This window comes from Cellulomonas sp. ATA003 (genome assembly GCF_031582905.1).
GTDB lineage: Bacteria > Actinomycetota > Actinomycetes > Actinomycetales > Cellulomonadaceae > Pengzhenrongella.
In genome coordinates, this window is the sequence record NZ_CP133990.1 from 3,939,189 (window position 1) to 3,955,527 (window position 16,339).

The window sequence follows — 16,339 nt, forward strand, 5'->3', positions numbered from 1 at the left end:
CACCCTCGGCCGACCGGGCTCGGGGCGGCCGGCCGCGCCGCGCGACGACATGGCTCGCGGTCGCCGCCACCGCGCTGGGCGCCGCTGCCATCCCCAGCGTGCTCGCGGTCCGGCAGGCGCAGGAGACCCAGCGGGTCGAGGCGCAGTCCCGGGCCGTGGTGGACCTCCTCGCCGATCCGGGCGCCGTCGTCGTCCGCGCCGAGGTGACCGGGGTGGGACCGCGGTCGGCGTGCTCGCCGAGGACCGCGCGCTGTTCACCGCCACCGGCCTCACCGAGCCCGGCACCGGGACGGAGTACCAGCTGTGGGTCCTGCGCGACGGGGTCGCGCTGTCCCAGGGCGTCATGCCCGACGACGCCGGCCGGGTGCGCGCGGTCGCCGACGACTACCGGACCGGTGACCTGCTCGCCGTGACGGTGGAGCCGGCCGAGGGTTCGCAGCAGCCGACCTCGGACCCGGTCGTCGTGCTCGAACCGACGCAGGCGTAGGTTCGGCGGGACACCGGTTCGACAGACCGAGAGACCGACCGGCCGGACGCCGGCCGGACACCGAGCAGAGGACCGCATGATCGAGATCCTGAGCCCGAGCGAGCTGCCGCGGGCCCGACGGACGGGAGCGCTCGTCGCGGGCATCCTGCAGAGCCTGCGGGACCGCGCGACGGTCGGCACGAACCTCCTCGAGATCGACCGGTGGGCCCGGGCCATGATCCTCGAGGCCGGCGCAGTGTCCTGCTACGTCGACTACGCGCCGTCCTTCGGACGCGGGCCGTTCGGGCACTACATCTGCACGTCGGTCAACGACGCCGTCCTGCACGGGCTGCCGCACGACCGGACGCTGGCCGACGGCGACCTGCTGACCCTCGACCTCGCCGTGTCGCTCGACGGGGTCGTCGCCGACTCCGCGATCAGCTTCGTCGTGGGCGGGTCGGCGCGGCCGGCCGACGCCGCGATGATCGCCGCGACCGAGCGCGCGCTGGCCGCGGGGATCGCCGCCGCCGGTCCGGGGGCGCGCGTCGGTGACCTCTCGCACGCCATCGGGACGGTCCTGTCCGCCGAGGGTTATCCGATCAACACCCAGTTCGGCGGCCACGGCGTCGGGTCGACGATGCACCAGGACCCGCACGTGGCGAACAGCGGGCGTCCGGGCCGCGGGTACCCGCTGCGGCCGGGGCTCCTGCTCGCGCTCGAGCCCTGGGTCATGGCCGACACCGCCGAGCTCGTCACCGACGCCGACGGGTGGACGCTGCGCAGCGCGACCGGCTGCCGGACCGCCCACAGCGAGCACACGATCGCCATCACCGAGGACGGCGCGGAGATCCTCACCCTGCCGGAGCCCGCAGCCCGGTGACATCTGGTCCCGGGAGGGACTGTCGGACCGAGGGTGTGCGGTGGGAGCATCGCGAGCACCGACCATGGTCCGGGCACAGGGGGACGCGATGAACGACATGCAGCCGTACGGGCCGGGGCCGGTCGGACCGCCGTCACGACCGACGCCGCCCGTTGCGCAGTGGCAGCGTCCCGGACCGCTGACGGATCAGCGGACGCCGTCCGGCGCCGTCGTGGTGATCGCCTGGCTGAGCGCCGTCCTCACGTTCGCGTACATGCTGCCGTGGGCGATCGCCGTCGCGCGCGGACGGTCGAACATGGCGGCGATCGGCGTGCTGAACCTGCTGCTCGGCTGGAGCCTGATCGGGTGGATCGCTGCGCTCGTCATGGCCTGCCAGTCCCATGCGCCGGTGTACGGCATGGCTCCGGTCAACGTGCTGGTGGCGCAGCAGTTCCCGCAGGGCCACCCCGGTGTGCCGGTCCAGTCCGCGGCGCTCCTGCCGCCCGCCGGCTGGTACCCGTCCCCGGACGGCCAGGGTGGCCGGTACTGGGACGGCCAGGCGTGGACGGAGCACCGCGCTCCCTGACACGTCCACTCGACGGCTCCACACGCACGAGGCCCGCGCTCCGGTGGAGGAGTGCGGGCCTCGTCGTCGTGCAGGGGCGTCGTGCGCGGGCTTCGTGCGCAGGGCGTCACATCGTCGGCATCAGCACCCCGTCGATGAGGTAGACCGTCGCGTTGGCGGTGTGCACGCCGCCGCAGACGACGTTGGCGCCGTTGACCATGAGCATGTCGCCCTCACCGGTGACCTCGACGGTCCCGCCCTGGACGGTGGTCTGCTCCCCGACGACCATCTCGGGCGAGAGCTGCCCGGGGACGACGTGGTACGTGAGGATGCTCGACAGCATGTCGGCATCGGTCTTGAGGGTCTCGAGCGTCGCGGCGTCGATCATCGCGAACGCGTCGTCGACCGGGGCGAACACGGTGAACTCGTCGCCGTTGAGGGTGTCGACCAGGTTCACGTCCGGGTTGAGCTGCCCGGACACCGCGGAGACCAGCGTGGTGAGCATCGGGTTGTTCGACGCCGCGACGGCGACCGGGTCCTGCGACATGCCGGTCACGGAGCCGGGGCCCTCGGGGACGGCCTCGGCGTAGGCGGCGCAGCCGGGGCCGACCAGGTCGGCGGCCGGGTCGGCAGCCATCATCTCGTCGTCGGTGCTCTCGGTGCTCTCCGTGCTCTCGGACTCCTCGGCCTCCGGGGTGGTCGCGGGGGCCTCGGCAGTCGTGTCACTGCCGGCGGTCATGTCCTCGGCGGTGTCGGAGCTGCAGGCCGACAGGCCGAGCGTGCTCACGGCGAGGAGACCGATGGTGGCCATCCGGATGCGGGTGGTGGAGCGGGTCATGGCAGTTCTCCCTCGTCAGGTCCGCCGCGGGTGGCCCGGGGCGGGTGGTCGTCCCGCCGGAGCGGGACCTTCGAGGGCTGGTTCGGAGCGGTGCGGGGGTGGATGGGTCGGATCGAGAATCCCTCGGCAGCGGCGCTCGCCGCCGTAGGTTGGCCGGATGACCGCGCCGACCGGACCTGCCGTCGCCGGGTCCGTCGTCACCGAGCCGGGGCCGGGTGAGTCGGGTGTGGGTGCGTCCGGCGCGGGGCCACGGGTACGGCTCGCGCTGCTGGGCGTCGTCCTGCTCGTGACCCTGCTGGCCGGTCCGCTCGGCGTGCACCCGTCCACCCCGGAGCAGCTGCGTGCCGACGTGTCGAGCGGGCGGGTTACGTCCGTCGAGGCTCTCGGGTACCGCGTGCCGGATGCCGCCGGCGGCGAGGGCTGGATGACCGAGGAGATCCGCTGGCGCACCGGCGTCCTCACCCGATCGGCCGCCGTGGCCGCCGGCGCCCTCGACGGCGCCGTAGCCGACGGCGCCGTAGCCGACAGCGCCGCAGCCGACGTCGTGCCGGTGCTGCGCGACCTGGCACCGGCCCTCCAGGTCGAGCGACGTGACGCACCGTCGCAGGCGTGGTCGCTCTACGGCGTCGTCGTGCCCGGGTGGCTGGCGCTCGCGGCGTGCCTGGGGTGGGTCGGCGCGTTCGTCGCGCTGGTCCAGGGCCCTGAGCCGTGGCGTCTGACGCGCTGGGGATGGGCCTGGTCCTTCATCCTCGTCCCACCCGTGGGCATCACCGCGTTCGCAGTGCTCGCCGGGCCGACGCGCGCCCTGCCGCGCCCGCGACGCACGCGTCGCGTCGGTGGCCTCGGCGGCCTCGGGCTCGCCCTGCTCCTCCTGGCCCTGCTGCCGGCGCGCTAGCGCACCGCAGACCGAGCGCGGTCGCGCTCCTACCCTGCCCGGGCACACGGGCGTGCGGACCGCCCCAGACCCATCCGCAGCCCGCCCCGCGCCGAACACCGGCCATGGACCTGCTCACGCTCGCGCTCATCGGCCTCGTCGGTGGCCTCATCACCGGCATCTCGCCGTGCATCCTCCCGGTGCTGCCGGTCATCTTCTTCTCGGGCGGGGTGCAGAGCGCCCGCGGGGGCTGGGCACGACGACGTCGGTCAACTCCCGCCGCGCGGTCGGTGCGTCCGGCGTCGGCCCGCTGGGGGTCGGTGCGATGCGGCAGCCCACCTTCGGTGCGTCGACCCGCGCCACAGCGGGTGTGACGACGACCGGCACGACTCCCGGCACGACGACCGCCGTGCTGGACGGGCCACCGGACGGCGACGCCGGGACGGCTGCACCGGCCCGGGGTGAGGCGTGGCGGCCCTACCTCGTCATCGCTGGGCTGGTCACGAGCTTCACGCTGTTCACCCTGCTCGGATCGCTCGTGCTCGCGCTGCTGAACCTGCCGCTGGACCTGCTGCGGTGGGCCGGCATCGTCGTGCTCGCGCTGCTGGGCATCGGGCTGCTCGTCCCGCGGTTCGAGGAGGTCCTCGAGCGGCCGTTCGCCCGCTTCGCGCCGAAGCGGGACCGCACCGCGAACCGCAGCGGGTTCCTGCTCGGTCTGGGGCTCGGCGCGGTGTACGTGCCGTGCGCCGGACCGGTGCTCGCGGCGATCACGGTCGCCGGGGCGACCGGGGACATCGGCGTCGGGACGGTCGTGCTGACGGTGTCGTTCGCGCTGGGTGCAGCGCTGCCGCTCCTGGTGTTCGCGCTCGCCGGGCGCCGGGTCGCCGAGCGGGTCAAGGCGTTCCGGGCGCACCAGCGCGGCATCCGCGCGACCGGCGGCGTGCTCATGCTCGCGCTGGCCCTCGCGCTGTCGTTCAACCTCACCGACGCGATCCAGCGCGCGCTGCCCGGGTACACCGAGACGCTGCAGGCCCGGATCGCGGAGAACGAGACCGTCCAGCAGCAGCTCGACCTCGGCGGCCTGGTCACGGAGGAGAACGCCGGCCTGGACCGCTGCACCAACAACGCCGCCGAGCTGCAGGAGTGCGGCCCCGCGCCGGAGATCCGCGGGATCGACACCTGGCTCAACACCGACGACGGCGCCGGGCTGACCCTCGCGGACCTGCGCGGCGACGTCGTCCTCGTCGACTTCTGGGCCTACTCCTGCATCAACTGCCAGCGGTCGGTCCCGCACGTCACCGCGTGGGACGACGCCTACCGCGACGCAGGGCTCACCGTCATCGGCGTCCACACGCCCGAGTACGCGTTCGAGCGGGAGACCCGCAACGTCGTCGCCGGCGGGGAGCGGCTCGGCATCGAGTACCCGGTCGCGCAGGACAACGCGTACTCCACCTGGACGGCGTACCGGAACCGGTACTGGCCCGCGCACTACCTGATCGACGCCACCGGCGTCGTCCGGCACGTGTCGCAGGGCGAGGGGGCTACGCGAACACCGAGGCGCTCATCCGCGAGCTGCTGACCGACGCCGACCCGAACGTCGAGCTGCCCGACCCGACGACCACCGTCGACGAGACGCCGCGCGGCGAGGGCACGACGCCCGAGACGTTCCTCAGCGTCGGCAAGCAGTTCAACGCCGCCGGGGAGTACAGCGAGGAGAGGCGACCTACACGTTCCCGGCCGACCAACCGGCCGACTCGTTCTCCTTCGACGGCACGTGGACCACCGACTACCAGGCCGCGACGGCCGGCCCGGACGCACGGGTCCGCCTGACCTTCACCGCGCAGGACGTGTTCATGGTCCTCGGCGGTGAGGGGACGGTGCACGCCGTGGTGCGGGACGACGCCGGTGACGTGGTGGCGGAGCGCGACGTCGAGGTGTCCGGTGCGCCCACCCTGTACGGGCTGCTCGAGGCGGACGCCCCGGTGACCGGGACCGTCGAGGTCGACGTGCCCGCCGGGATGGCGGCGTACTCCTTCACCTTCGGGTGACCGGGCGGGGGCGGGCCCGCCGCCGGTCCGTCGGCTCACGTCGCGCAGCGCGGCAGCCCCGGCTCCCTCGGTCACTCGTAGTGGAAGCGTGCCTGGAGGATCACCAGGTCGTCGCCGTCGACGAGGTAGACGAGGCGATGCTCTTCGGTGATCCGACGCGACCAGACGCCGGTGAGCATGTGGCGCAGCGGCTCCGGCTTGCCGATACCTGCGACGGGATCACGCAGGGCATCGTCGATGAGGCGGTTCACCCGTGCGAGGGTTCGGCGATCCGCCGCGAGCCAGGACGTGTAGTCGGCCCAGCCGTTCGGCGTGAAGACCAACCTCATCGGACGAGGTCGTGCTCGTCCCGCTGGCCGGCCCTGGCCTGCTGGAGGCTCTCGAGGAGGTGCCGCGCATTCGCGGGCACGCGCAGCAGGTGAGCCGTCTCCTCCAGGGCGTCGTAGTCAGCGCGGGACATCAGCACCGCATCGCCGCGCCGAGACGTGATCTCCACCGGGGTGCGGTCCGCGTTCACCTGCTCGATGAGCGGGAACAGGTTCTTGCGGGCCTCGCTCGCCGTGACAGCCATGACCGGGACCTCCACTGGTACGGGTTCTGGTACCAGAGTGCCATCCGCGCGGCCTGGCGTCCAAGGGACGACGGCTACCCCCGGGGCGACGGACACCCCGGGGCCGTCAGCCGTCAGCTCACGTCGCGCCGCGCGGTGCGCCACAGCCCGAGCACGAGCGGCAGGGCGACCCACACCGCGACCGAGACGGCGAGCCGCGCCCACGCGTCGCCGCTCATGTCGCCGGCCATGAGCGGCAGCGTCGTGAGGTTCATGTCGAGCCACTGCCCCGGCTCGCGAAGCGCGGGGACGAGCCCGGCGACGATGGTCCACACCGTCGGCACCGCGAGGTACGCGACGATCGCGAGCGGTGTGCTGAGCAGGAGCAGCCCGAACGCGACGCCCTGGGTGACGAAGATCAGCAGCGCGAGGGTGTTCCCCCCGAGCAGGCCCGCGTCCACCGCCCACGAGCCGTCACCGTCGCGCCACACCGCACCGACGACGTTCCCGACGGCGGCGGCGAGCAGGGTGAGCGCCATGACGACGAGGCCGAGGGCGTTCGCGGACGTCAGCTTCGCGAGGTTGACCCGCGTGCGGCGCGGCTCGAGGGCGAACGTGGTCAGCGCGGTCCGCTGCGACCACTCGCTGGTCGCCGCCATGACGCCGATCAGCGGCAGCACGAGCATCCCGATCAGCGACGTGACGTTGGTCAGCCCCATCCAGGTGAGGTCCTGCGACCCGCCGGTGAACAGCAGGATCGCGATGAGCCCCGCGTTGACCAGGACGACCGTCGTCAGCAGCCACACCCCGGCGCGGGTGTCGACCTGCTTGCGGAGCTCGACGGCGACGAGTCGGGGGAAGGGGATCCCGCCGGTCGTGCGGTGCGGGGCCGGGGTGGGGCGGGCGGTGGTGACCGGGTCGCTCCGGCGGTCGCTGCGCGTCGTGGTCGGCGACGGCGGCCGGGGCGCAGGCTGTGCGGGGGTGCGGTGTGGGTGCTCACGCGGCGATCTCCTCTCGCCCGTCACGGGCGGTGGTGTCGAAGAACAGCTCTTCCAGTCCGGTGCCGGCGGTGGGTCGCAGGTCGACGACGACGACGCCGGCATGGAGCGCCACCCGCCCGACCTCCTCGGGTGTGGCCGGGGTCGCGAGGGCGCCGTCGGCCGTGCGGGTGACGTCGTGGCCCGCCGCGGCGAGGGCGCGGGCGAGGGCGTCGTCGTCCAGGCTGCGGACCCGGGTGCCGGGCTGGGCGAGCAGGTCGGCCGCGGCGCCCTGGGCGAGCAGACGACCCCCGCCGATGATCAGCAGGTCGTCGGCGACGGCCTCCACCTCGAGGAGGAGGTGCGAGGACAGCAGGACGGTGCCGCCGTCGTCGGCGAAGGCGCGCAGCAGGTCGCGCATCCAGCGGATGCCGGTCGGGTCGAGGCCGTTGACCGGCTCGTCGAGGATCAGCACCTGTGGCTCCCCGAGCAGCGCGTGCGCGATGCCCAGTCGCTGCCGCATACCCAGGGAGTAGGTGCGGACGCGCGCGCCGGCCTCCCGCGGGGTGAGCCCGACGAGCCCGACGACGTCGTCGACCCGGGACTGGGGGAGGCCCATGAGCCGTGCCGACAGCGTGAGTGCCTCGACGCCGGTCCGGCCGGCGTGCTGCGCGGAGGCGTCGAGCAGGACGCCGACGTGCCGGCCGGGGTCGGCCAGCTCCCGGAAGGGGCGGCCCAGGACGGTCGCCGAGCCGCTCGTCGGGGTGGTGAGCGCGCACAGCATGCGCATCGTGGTGGACTTCCCGGCGCCGTTGGGGCCGAGGAAGCCGGTGACCCGTCCGGGGCGGACGGAGAAGGACACGTCGTCGACGACGGTCCGGGCGCCGTAGCGCTTGGTGAGGTGCTCTGCGGTGATCATGGGACCACCGTCGCGGCCGGCGGTGGGCCAGCGGATCGGCCGCGGGGGTCGAGCGGGTCCACCTTTGGTCGGCGGGTGCGGCGACCGGCGGTGGAGTCGCCGCGTACCGCGGCTGCCTAGGCTCGCCGTCATGTCCAGCGCCCTGTCGTCACCGTCGCCGCCACCACCGCTGCGTCCGTGGTCACGGATCTGGCGGTACGGCGTCGCCCTGCTGGTCGGGCTGATCGTGTGGCTCGGCGTGGCCGCCGAGGCGCTGCCGGTGGACCCCGACGCGGCCGTTCCGGACGCGGTCGGCGTCTTCCTCCTGCTGGACGTGCTGGCCGGTCTCGCAGCGGTCGCCCTGCTGCCGCTGCGCCGCCGGTGGCCGGTGGTCACCGTGACCCTGACGGGCCTGCTCACGTCGATCTCGGGTTTCGCGGTCGGCGCTGCGGCACTGGCCGCGGTGTCGATGAGCACCCGGCGGCGCTGGCGCGGCGTCGTCGTCGGCGCGCTGGTGTGGGCGCTCGCGGCGTGGGTGTACGAGGGGATGTACCGGCGGTCGATCCCGGGTGCGGACGACTCCATGGTGCTCGCCGTGGCGAGCGGCGCTCTCGCGGTCGTCGGGTACGCGATGTGCGTCGCGACCGGCTTCTACATCGGGGCCCGGCGCGACCTGCTCGTGCAGCTGCGCGAGCGCGCGGACACCGCCGAGCGCGAGCAGGCGCTCAAGGCCGACGCCGCCCGTGAGGCCGAGCGGACGCGGATCGCCCGCGAGATGCACGACGTGCTCGCGCACCGCATCTCGCTCGTCGCGATGCACGCCGGCGCCATGGCGTACCGGACCGACCTCACGCGCGAGCAGACCGCGGAGGCCGCCGGGATCATCCAGGCGAACGCGCACCTGGCCCTCACCGAGCTGCGCGGGGTGCTCGGCGTGCTGCGCAACGGGGCCGACGGGGGCGCCGAGCCGCCGCAGCCGACCCTCGCGGAGCTGCCCGCGCTCGTGGCGGACGTGCGCGAGGCGGGCACCGACGTGCACGTCGACCTCACGGGGTTGCCGGGCGGTGACGCGTCCACGCTGGACCGGCTCTCCGAGACGACGTCCCGCACGGCCTTCCGCATCCTGCAGGAGGCGCTGACCAACGCGTGCAAGCACGCCCCCGGTGAGTCCGTGGACCTGGCGCTCGCGGGTGCGCCCGGGGACCGGTTGACCTTCCGGGTGCGCAACCGGCTCCCGGTGGGGGCGCCGGCGGGTGCCTGGGCCGGCTCCGCTGCGCCGCTCCCTGCCTTCGGGTCGGCGCCGACGTCCGCCCTCGGACCCGGCTCCGGCCGGCCCTCCGGCGGGACCTCTGGCCAGGCCATCGACGGAGGCGCCGTCCGGACCGCTGCGCCCGGCGCTGCGCCAGGCGTTGCGCCGGGCGTTGCGTCCGGCGTTGCGCCCGGTGCCGTGCCCGGGGCGGGGATGGGACTGCTGGGCCTCGTCGAGCGGGCCGAGCTCGCGGGCGGATCGCTGCGCAGCGGTCCCGAGGACGGGGTGTTCGTCGTGGCAGGGTGGCTGCCGTGGAGCTGAGCACCGTGCGGGTCGTGGTGGTCGACGACGACCCGCTGGTCCGCGCCGGCCTGCGCATGATCCTCGGGGGCGACCCGGCGATCGAGATCGTCGCCGAGGCCGCCGACGGGCTCGACGGCATGGACGCGGTCGCCCGCACGACGCCGGACGTCGTGCTGCTCGACATCCGGATGCCGCGCCTGGACGGCCTCGCGACGACGCAGCGGCTGCAGTCCCGCGGCGACCGCGCCCGGGTCATCGTCCTCACCACGTTCGACAGCGACGAGATGGTGCTGACCGCGCTGCGCCACGGCGCGGCCGGGTTCCTGCTCAAGGACACCCCGCCGGCCGAGCTGGTCGCGGCGGTCCGCCGCGTCGCGGCCGGCGAGCCCATGCTGTCGCCCAGCGTGACCGCCCAGCTCATCGCGGCAGTCACCCGCCCGCAGGACGACACCCGACGGCTCGTCGCCGAGCAGCGGCTCGCACGGCTCACCGAGCGTGAGCGGCAGGTCGCGGTCGCCATCGGGCGCGGGCTGACCAACGCGGACATCGCGGGGGAGCTGTTCCTCGGGGTGGCGACGGTCAAGACGCACGTCGGGCAGCTGTTCGCCAAGCTCGAGGTGACCAACCGGGTCCAGATCGCCCGCTACGTGCACGACGCCGGGCTGGCATGAGCGGGCGATGAGCGTGCCGCGGGGTCGCACACCGGGCGGAGCAGCGGGCACGGCGCGGAGCACGGCCCCGAGCACGGCCCCGAGCACGACCCCGGCGGGTGGCGCGGCCCGGTGGCGGGCGTCGGCGTGGGACTACGTCGTCATCGTCGGGTGGCTCGCGGTGCTCACGGTCGTCGGCGTCGTGGTGCGGGCGCTGCTGCCCCTGCCGACGCGGACGCCGCCGCCGCGGTGTCGCCGCTCGTCGTCGACGTCGGCGCCTTCGCCGCGACCGTCCTGCCGGTGTGGGTCTACCTCACTGCGACGGAGGCCGGACGCCGGCACGCGACGTGGGGCAAGCGCCGTGCGGGCCTGCGGGTGGTCGCGGCTGGTGATGGCGGTCCCGGGGTCGCTCCCGAGGCCGCTCCCCTCGGTGTCGTCTGGGTCGCGGTGCGCAACGCGGTCAAGCTCCTGCCGTGGCAGCTCGCGCACATCGCCGTGGCGCGGATCCTCCTCGAGGCGGGCGGCTCCACCGACGCGGGGACGGACGGAGGGATGGACGCAGGCCTGGAGCCCGGCACCGCGGCGGTCGTCGGCGTCACCTACACGCTGTCCCTCGTCATCCCGCTGGTCAGCATCGTCATGGCGTGGCGGGATCCGCTGCGGCGCGCCCTGCACGACGGCGTGGCCGGAACACGCGTGGTGCGGCGCCCCTGACCCCGGTGCGCGCTGGGCGCGGTGCGCCGCCACGGTCGGCGCCGGACCGCCTACCGTGGGGCCATGGTGAGCCTGCGTGTCCCGACCGACTTCCCCATCGCCACGGTCGCCGGTGTCGACGTCGTCCTGGAGAGCGTCGACGTGCTGCCGGACGGCCTGGAGATCCGCTGGCACGGCGTGCCGGGGGACGCCACGGAGCGCATGGACCGGGACTGGGAGACCGCCATGGGCGCCTGGACCGAGCGTCGCGACGAACGCGGGCCCGACGGTGCCGGTGCGCCGCCGACGATGCCCGGCACCCTGCTGGCGCGGATCCAGGCGCACCTCACCGACGACGTCGGCACCGAGTACACCCCGCGCACCGGCCGGGCCGCGGGGAGCGACAGCGCATGGGAGTCGGCGTGGCGCTTCACCCCGGCGCCGCCCGCCGAGGCCCGTCACCTGCGGCTCGACCTCGCGGTGGACGGTGAGCGCGTCACGGGCTGCGACCTCCCCTGACGTAGCCGGGGACGACGGCGCCGTCCGCTCGCACCGCGCACCGCGGCACCGCGCAGCCCGCATCGCGCACCGCGGCACTGCGCACCGCGGCACTGCGCACCGCGGCACCGCGCGCTGCGCCACCGCGCGCCCGCACGTCCGCCGCTCATCGACCGGCGTGCGGCCCCTGCGCTCCGACGGCGTCCTGCGGCGGCCGGTACCGGCGCGTCGCCATCCACACGCACAGCGCCAGCACGTACGCGAGGTAGGCGCCGAGGAGGACCCCGGCGAGCGGGGACAGTCGTCCGTCACCTGCCAGGGCGGCCTGCGTGGTGAGGACGACGACTCCCGCGACGAGCAGCAGCGTGGCCGCACCCAGGTGGAGGAGGTCGACCGCCAGGCGCCGACGCAGCTCGGGCACGTGCGGCGCGGCCTTCCAGTGGTCGGCGTGCGGGACGTTCACCAGGTCGAGCGGGAGGTGGCGCACCGCGACGCTCAGGAGACCGAACAGCACGACCATCCCTGCGGCCACACCGGCCATGCCGAGCAGGAGCTCGTCGCGGGAGCCGAACCGGTCGGCGTCGAGCCCGGGGCCGAAGTGCAGGGGGACCTGGTCGGGCGCGACGGTCGCGGACCACGCGATGGCGACGGCCACCACGGCGGTGCTGGTCACGAAGGCGCCGCGTGCGGGGCCGGCGCCGCGCGCCGCACCATCGCCCCGCGCGGCACCATCGCCTCCCGGTGCGCCGTCGCCTCCCGGTGCGCCGTCGCCGCGCGTGACGCCGTCTGTCCCTGCCGCGTCGCTGGACCGCGCCACGGTCAGAGGTCTCCGGCCCGCTGCAGGACGCGCATCGCGACCCACCCGATCGGGATGCGCAGCCAGTAGGTGAGCACGCGGAACAGCAGGGCGACCGAGGCCGCGACACCGGGATTGAGCCCACCGGCGGTCAGGCCTGTGGTGAGGGCGATCTCGATCGTGCCGATGCCGCCCGGGGTCGGTACGGCCGCGCCGGCCGCGTTCCCGACCAGGTAGATGAGCGCCACCTGCACGAGCGTGAGGTCCTGCCCGAAGGCGGCCAGGCACGCGTCGAACGCGAGCACGTAGCCCATCGTCATGACGACGTTGCCACCGACGGCCAGGCCCATGCGCCACGGGTGCCCGACGACGGCGATGAGGCGCGGCCAGGTCTGCCGCACGGTGGGCAGCGTCTTGGCGGCCACCCACGTCCGCACCGCGGGCACGAGCAGGGACGAGGCGACGAGGGCGGCGACGATGCCGATGACGAGCAGCAGCGTCGGGCTCGGGGTGAACCGGGGGGCGTTGCTGGTCCCGGAGATGACCGAGAGCAGCAGCAACAGCAGGACCGTGACGACGAACTGGGAGACCTGCACGAGGGCGACCGTCGCGACCGACAGCGACGCGGTGACCCCGCGTCGGTTGAGCATGCGCAGGTTGAGCGCCGCGGGGCCGATGCCCGCCGGCGCGGCCAGGGCGACGAACGCGCCGGCCGCCTGCACGAGCGTGGCCCGCCAGACCGGGAGGCGGATCGGGGCGAACGCGACGAAGGCGAGTGCGGCGCCCGGGAAGGTCAGCAGGCCCAGCCCGAAGGCGACCACGCTCCAGCGCCAGTCGCTGCCGGCGATCGCCTCGGTGATCTCCTCGACGTTCACCGTCGTGAGGACGATGTAGACCGCGACGACGGTCAGCAGGATGGTGATGAGGGTGCGCGCACCGAAGCGCAGGAGCTGTTCGGGCTGGACGTCGGCGTCCGGCAGGAGCTCGACCAGGGCCGACCGCAGCTCGGTCAGCACCTTGGGGTGCGCGCGGACCTCCTCCCGCGTGCGCCGGGGCAGCGCGGGTGTCTGCAGCAGGGGGCCGATCGCGGCGACGTCGTCGGCGGGCAGGACGTCCACCGCCGACTGCAGCGCGCGGGCGGCACCGACCCGGACGGCGAGGAGCGCGAGCATCTGGGTGAGGTCCATGCGGCGTGACAGCTGGTTGGAGGCGACGTCGCCGTTCTCCCAGCGCGTGATCCACACGATCGGTCCCGCGCCGCGGTCCTCCACCAGGACGACGTCGGAGGTCAGGGCGCGGTGCGTGATGCCGGCGTCGTGCGCGAGCTGGAGCTGTTCCCAGATGGCGTGCAGGTGGGCGTCGGTGAGCCATGCCGGGTCCAGGTCGCGCAGCGGACCGCGCGGTCGATGCGCTCCTGGACGAGGAGCATGGAGTCGTCGGCCTCCGCGACGCTCAGCAGGGCGGGCGTCCGGACACCGGCGGCGTGGGCGGCGTAGGCGAGCAGGGCGGCGCGTTCGGCGGCCTGGCGCAGCGACACGAACGACCGGCCCTCGATACCGCGCAGGCGCAGGGAGCGCCAGAGGCGGGCGAGCGCGCCGATGACCTGGCGGTCGCCGTCGAGCACGACGACGGTGAGGCGCCCGTCGCCCGTGGTCGTCAGGTCGTAGACGCGGTCGTCGGAGTACCGGGTGATGGCCCGCGTCGCGGCGGGGCTGGCGTCGGGTGGGTCGCCGGTGAGGGTGCCCGGCGGCCCGACCGTGGTGGGCGGCTCCGCCGCGACCTCGGCCTCGCGGACGCGGTCGATCCGCACCGGGTCGAACCCGGCGCGACGCACGCCGTCGACGAGTGCCGGACCGTAGGCGCGCTCGGACTGGACACCGGACACGTAGCGCACGGCGGCGCCCGCCGCCCGTCCCAGCAGGAGGGCGACGCCGGTGCCGGGCAGCGAGGCGGCACCGGTGATGAGGGCGATCCCGACCGTCACCCAGACGAGGTTCCACGACCACGTGACGGTGCGGCGTCGCGCACGTGGTCCGGCGGCGGTGAGCAGGGCTGCCACCGTCACGAGGTAGGCGGGGATGGTCAGCGAGACCTGGCCCCGTACCCGTGCGGAGAGGGCCGCGACCAGTACGTCGCCACCGACGGCGGCGACCGTGGCGGCGACGACGGCGGCCAGCACGAGCCCGACGATCGCCGCGATCGTCGCGTCGAGCACCTGGCGACCGAGCCGTCGGATCGCGAGCTCGGTGAGCACCGCAGCGGGGGCGATGAAGGTGACCAGCACCTCGAGCAGCGCCACCGGGACGGTGAAGATCTGCCGGACGATGCCGCCGACGCCGCGCACGTCCTCCGCGACACCGGTCGTCGTCTCGTGCGCGTACACGGCGAGCAGCATGACGACGGCGACGCCGAGCGCGGAGAGCACCAGCATCAGGAGGTCGCTGGGGTGGTGGACGCGGACCGTGGGAGTGTCGATGATCTGCACCCCGTGCGCAGTCGCTGGGGTGGCCCTCGGCGACCGCTCCGGTCGCGGCTGCTCCGCGCCCGGGGGGCGGTGAGCTGATCCGGCATGGGCGCGAGTCTAGGTGCGGGGGTGGGTGATCCCGTGGCGATCACCGGGTGAGGCGGCGGGGCGTGGTGTCGGGCGCGTCACTCGGTCCGGCCGTGGTGGGAGCCTGGTCGCGGTGGGGGCTGGGGCCGCGTTCGGCGCCGGTCCGCCCGGCGAGCGGGCTCGGGCGATGTGTTGTCGATGCGGGCCCCCGGATGCAGGTCCCCTCGATGCTGGCTCGGGATGCCGCCCGCTCGATGCTGACCCCCACCGATGCTGCCCGGTCGATGCTCGTCCCTTCGCGACGCTGGCCCCCTCGATGCTGGAGCTCGCGATGCCGCCCCTCGCGACGCAGACGTATTGACTCAGTGGGTCGGTGGAGGCTGCACCGGTCGAAGTCGTTCGGTTGGCCGCCGATGCTGATTGCTCGAGGTCAGCGCGCACCGCACGTCCGTGCCGTCTCGTCCCCGAACAGGAATGGCTCGCGCTGCACCTCTGGTGTCACGTGATTCAGCGTCCACCGAGTGCGCCGCGAGAAGCCGTTTACCGACCCCAGTCGCTTTCATTGCGACGCCGTCCACAGAACTCGGGTGCCTTGTCGGCTTTGTCAGCGGCTCGTCCTAGCATGGTCGTAGAAAGACAAGGGATAGCGGCGAGGACGCCGCGACCATTCGGCGGGGAGGTGGGTGTGGTGGATTCCGACGACGTCACGCCCACCCTGCGGGAATTGCGCGCGGGTCTTCGCCTGACCTTTCCGTGTTGCCGCCCGACGTCGCCGCGGCGGTGGGTGCGTTGCTGTCCGCGACCGACGCGGTGGCCGGGGTGGACACCACCGGGCTGGACGGTGCCCAGGCGGCGGTGATCGCTGCTGCGGCTGCGTCGGTGGTCAGCCGCCTCGGGGTGGTCGGTGTGCGGATGCTGCCGGTGGTCGAGGCGGACGGGCTGTGGGCCCTGGGTGGGGCACGGTCGTTCCCCCGCTGGGTCGCCGCCCGCCACCGGGTCTCGGTGCGGACCGCGCACGCCCAGGTGCGCCTGGGCCGGGCACTGCGTGACCACCTGCCCGCGACCGCGGCTGCTGGCGTGGCTGGGGCGATCACCCATGAGCAGGTCCAGGTGATCGGCACGATCGCCCCCACCACCGACCTACGCCGCGAAGTCCTGGCTGACCCCGCGAACGAGTGCAACGAGGCGTTCCTCGTCGGGCAGGCGAAGGTGTGGCCGGTCGACTCCCTGCGGATCCTCACCCGCCGGTGGGCCGCCGCCGCCGACCCCGACGCCGACGACCGCGGCTACCGCGACGCCGCCGACCGCGAGCACTTCACCATGTCCCGCACGTCCGACGGGTACCACCTGGCCGGGCAGCTCACCATCGACAACGGCCAGTACCTCAAGGCCGCCCTCGAAGCGATCACCCCCGTACCCGCGGTCGGTGACGAACGGACCCCGCCCGGCGGCGCGCCCAAGCCCTCGGCGACCTCGCCCGCGTCGTCCTCGACCGCGGCCTGACCGGCATTCGCGGCGGGGTCC

Annotated in this window: 19 protein-coding genes and 1 pseudogene; 12 read left to right on the forward strand and 8 right to left on the reverse strand. The window is 74.4% G+C overall.

What is annotated here, in order from left to right; translation table 11 throughout:
• Positions 1–49: 49 nt before the first annotated feature.
• The 3 genes from REH70_RS20970 to REH70_RS19435 all read left to right on the forward strand — a co-directional run bounded on the left by REH70_RS20970 (position 50) and on the right by REH70_RS19435 (position 1,911).
• Complete coding sequence (locus tag REH70_RS20970) at positions 50–487, forward strand: anti-sigma factor domain-containing protein (RefSeq protein WP_396134592.1); 438 nt, start codon at positions 50–52, stop codon at positions 485–487.
• A 76-nt stretch (positions 488–563) separates the two neighbouring features.
• Positions 564–1,346 (forward strand): type I methionyl aminopeptidase, encoded by a 783-nt coding sequence (gene map, locus REH70_RS19430; RefSeq protein WP_310749895.1) that lies wholly within the window; start codon positions 564–566, stop codon positions 1,344–1,346.
• Positions 1,347–1,410: 64 nt separating this feature from the next.
• The gene (locus REH70_RS19435) at positions 1,411–1,911 is read left to right on the forward strand and encodes a superinfection immunity protein (protein WP_310749898.1); all 501 of its coding nucleotides are present in this window, start codon (positions 1,411–1,413) and stop codon (positions 1,909–1,911) included.
• Between the two features lie 106 nt (positions 1,912–2,017).
• Here the strand turns inward: REH70_RS19435 and REH70_RS19440 are convergent, their stop codons facing one another.
• A complete protein-coding gene (locus REH70_RS19440; RefSeq protein WP_310749901.1) occupies positions 2,018–2,728 on the reverse strand; it encodes a fasciclin domain-containing protein in 711 nt (236 codons plus the stop codon).
• A 157-nt stretch (positions 2,729–2,885) separates the two neighbouring features.
• Between REH70_RS19440 and REH70_RS19445 the strand changes: the two genes are divergently transcribed.
• The 4 genes and pseudogenes from REH70_RS19445 to REH70_RS19460 all read left to right on the forward strand — a co-directional run.
• On the forward strand, positions 2,886–3,623 hold the full coding sequence (locus tag REH70_RS19445) for a hypothetical protein (protein WP_310749904.1): 738 nt from the start codon (positions 2,886–2,888) through the stop codon (positions 3,621–3,623).
• 104 nt (positions 3,624–3,727) lie between these two features.
• Positions 3,728–3,976: a hypothetical protein gene (locus REH70_RS19450; RefSeq protein ID WP_310749908.1), complete on the forward strand. Its 249-nt coding sequence runs from the start codon at positions 3,728–3,730 to the stop codon at positions 3,974–3,976.
• Positions 3,928–5,181: a cytochrome c biogenesis protein DipZ gene (locus tag REH70_RS19455; RefSeq protein ID WP_310749911.1), complete on the forward strand. Its 1,254-nt coding sequence runs from the start codon at positions 3,928–3,930 to the stop codon at positions 5,179–5,181. The genes REH70_RS19450 and REH70_RS19455 overlap by 49 nt, the downstream gene beginning before the upstream one ends.
• A 151-nt stretch (positions 5,182–5,332) precedes the next feature.
• Positions 5,333–5,650 (forward strand): annotated as a pseudogene (locus tag REH70_RS19460) (cytochrome c biogenesis protein DipZ); the annotation flags it as partial.
• Between the two features lie 71 nt (positions 5,651–5,721).
• Here the strand turns inward: REH70_RS19460 and REH70_RS19465 are convergent.
• From REH70_RS19465 to REH70_RS19480, 4 genes are all read right to left on the reverse strand, one after another.
• The gene (locus REH70_RS19465) at positions 5,722–5,979 is read right to left on the reverse strand and encodes a Txe/YoeB family addiction module toxin (RefSeq protein WP_310749914.1); all 258 of its coding nucleotides are present in this window, start codon (positions 5,977–5,979) and stop codon (positions 5,722–5,724) included.
• Entirely contained in the window at positions 5,976–6,221 is a 246-nt protein-coding gene (locus REH70_RS19470) for a type II toxin-antitoxin system prevent-host-death family antitoxin (protein ID WP_310749916.1), read from the reverse strand. Before REH70_RS19470 ends, REH70_RS19465 begins: the two co-directional genes overlap by 4 nt.
• A gap of 113 nt (positions 6,222–6,334) precedes the next feature.
• On the reverse strand, positions 6,335–7,225 hold the full coding sequence (locus REH70_RS19475) for an ABC transporter permease (RefSeq protein ID WP_310749919.1): 891 nt from the start codon (positions 7,223–7,225) through the stop codon (positions 6,335–6,337).
• Positions 7,197–8,096 (reverse strand): ATP-binding cassette domain-containing protein, encoded by a 900-nt coding sequence (locus tag REH70_RS19480; RefSeq protein WP_310749922.1) that lies wholly within the window; start codon positions 8,094–8,096, stop codon positions 7,197–7,199. Before REH70_RS19480 ends, REH70_RS19475 begins: the two co-directional genes overlap by 29 nt.
• A 130-nt stretch (positions 8,097–8,226) precedes the next feature.
• On the opposite strand from REH70_RS19480, the gene REH70_RS19485 reads away from it, so the two are divergent.
• The 4 genes from REH70_RS19485 to REH70_RS19500 all read left to right on the forward strand — a co-directional run bounded on the left by REH70_RS19485 (position 8,227) and on the right by REH70_RS19500 (position 11,489).
• Positions 8,227–9,645 (forward strand): histidine kinase, encoded by a 1,419-nt coding sequence (locus REH70_RS19485; RefSeq protein WP_310749924.1) that lies wholly within the window; start codon positions 8,227–8,229, stop codon positions 9,643–9,645.
• Positions 9,636–10,298 (forward strand): response regulator transcription factor, encoded by a 663-nt coding sequence (locus REH70_RS19490; protein WP_310749926.1) that lies wholly within the window; start codon positions 9,636–9,638, stop codon positions 10,296–10,298. The genes REH70_RS19485 and REH70_RS19490 overlap by 10 nt, the downstream gene beginning before the upstream one ends.
• 150 nt (positions 10,299–10,448) lie before the next feature.
• Positions 10,449–10,991 carry an RDD family protein gene (locus REH70_RS19495; protein ID WP_310749929.1) on the forward strand — a complete coding sequence of 181 codons (543 nt, stop codon included), beginning with the start codon at positions 10,449–10,451 and terminating at the stop codon, positions 10,989–10,991.
• Between the two features lie 63 nt (positions 10,992–11,054).
• Complete coding sequence (locus tag REH70_RS19500) at positions 11,055–11,489, forward strand: hypothetical protein (RefSeq protein WP_310749932.1); 435 nt, start codon at positions 11,055–11,057, stop codon at positions 11,487–11,489.
• A gap of 145 nt (positions 11,490–11,634) precedes the next feature.
• Here the strand turns inward: REH70_RS19500 and REH70_RS19505 are convergent, their stop codons facing one another.
• The 3 genes from REH70_RS19505 to REH70_RS19515 form a co-directional block, all read right to left on the reverse strand.
• A complete protein-coding gene (locus tag REH70_RS19505; RefSeq protein ID WP_310749935.1) occupies positions 11,635–12,141 on the reverse strand; it encodes a DUF1648 domain-containing protein in 507 nt (168 codons plus the stop codon).
• A 146-nt stretch (positions 12,142–12,287) separates the two neighbouring features.
• Positions 12,288–13,508, reverse strand: a complete 1,221-nt coding sequence (locus REH70_RS19510; protein ID WP_310749938.1) for a lysylphosphatidylglycerol synthase transmembrane domain-containing protein — start codon at positions 13,506–13,508, stop codon at positions 12,288–12,290.
• A gap of 44 nt (positions 13,509–13,552) precedes the next feature.
• Entirely contained in the window at positions 13,553–14,749 is a 1,197-nt protein-coding gene (locus REH70_RS19515; RefSeq protein ID WP_310749941.1) for a hypothetical protein, read from the reverse strand.
• 822 nt (positions 14,750–15,571) lie between these two features.
• On the opposite strand from REH70_RS19515, the gene REH70_RS19520 reads away from it, so the two are divergent.
• Positions 15,572–16,318, forward strand: coding sequence for a DUF222 domain-containing protein (locus REH70_RS19520; RefSeq protein ID WP_310749944.1), 747 nt, complete (start codon positions 15,572–15,574; stop codon positions 16,316–16,318).
• Positions 16,319–16,339: the final 21 nt, after the last annotated feature.

Coding starts and splice junctions, on each gene's coding strand:
- REH70_RS20970 (WP_396134592.1), top strand. CDS start 50: ATGGCTCGCGGTCGCCGCCACCGCGCTGGGCGCCGCTGCCATCCCCAG.
- map (WP_310749895.1), top strand. CDS start 564: ATGATCGAGATCCTGAGCCCGAGCGAGCTGCCGCGGGCCCGACGGACG.
- REH70_RS19435 (WP_310749898.1), top strand. CDS start 1,411: ATGGTCCGGGCACAGGGGGACGCGATGAACGACATGCAGCCGTACGGG.
- REH70_RS19440 (WP_310749901.1), bottom strand. CDS start 2,728: ATGACCCGCTCCACCACCCGCATCCGGATGGCCACCATCGGTCTCCTC.
- REH70_RS19445 (WP_310749904.1), top strand. CDS start 2,886: ATGACCGCGCCGACCGGACCTGCCGTCGCCGGGTCCGTCGTCACCGAG.
- REH70_RS19450 (WP_310749908.1), top strand. CDS start 3,728: ATGGACCTGCTCACGCTCGCGCTCATCGGCCTCGTCGGTGGCCTCATC.
- REH70_RS19455 (WP_310749911.1), top strand. CDS start 3,928: ATGCGGCAGCCCACCTTCGGTGCGTCGACCCGCGCCACAGCGGGTGTG.
- REH70_RS19465 (WP_310749914.1), bottom strand. CDS start 5,979: ATGAGGTTGGTCTTCACGCCGAACGGCTGGGCCGACTACACGTCCTGG.
- REH70_RS19470 (WP_310749916.1), bottom strand. CDS start 6,221: ATGGCTGTCACGGCGAGCGAGGCCCGCAAGAACCTGTTCCCGCTCATC.
- REH70_RS19480 (WP_310749922.1), bottom strand. CDS start 8,096: ATGATCACCGCAGAGCACCTCACCAAGCGCTACGGCGCCCGGACCGTC.
- REH70_RS19485 (WP_310749924.1), top strand. CDS start 8,227: ATGTCCAGCGCCCTGTCGTCACCGTCGCCGCCACCACCGCTGCGTCCG.
- REH70_RS19500 (WP_310749932.1), top strand. CDS start 11,055: ATGGTGAGCCTGCGTGTCCCGACCGACTTCCCCATCGCCACGGTCGCC.